We start from the raw sequence: 266 nt of genomic DNA, 5'->3' as shown, positions 1-266 counted from the left end.
TATTGTTTACGGCGTTTTACTAGGGCTATTAAGCCCTTTTTTGTTTTTTCGGGGGTCAAATTTGGCAACATTAGAATCCAGACTGGCAGACATGCTCAAAGTGCCTGTGGAAGCACTCGGCTTCCAACTTTGGGGCATTGAATATGTTCAAGCGGGTAACCATTCAGTCCTGCGCGTGTTCATTGATGGTGAGAATGGTATCAATATCGAAGATTGTGCCAACGTAAGTCGCCAAGTCAGTGCTGTGCTCGATGTTGAAGACCCTA

General features: G+C 45.5%; 1 pseudogene. It reads left to right on the top strand.

Annotation, left to right across the window (positions count from 1 at the left end):
* Window positions 1-91: 91 nt before the first annotated feature.
* Window positions 92-266 (top strand): annotated as a pseudogene (locus tag B4920_RS26550) (ribosome maturation factor RimP); the annotation flags it as partial.

The organism is Zoogloea sp. LCSB751, assembly GCF_002028455.1.
Taxonomy (GTDB): Bacteria; Pseudomonadota; Gammaproteobacteria; order Burkholderiales; family Rhodocyclaceae; genus Zoogloea.
Note: the sequence above shows the minus strand (reverse complement) of the source record. Positions and strands in the feature narration are given on the sequence as shown.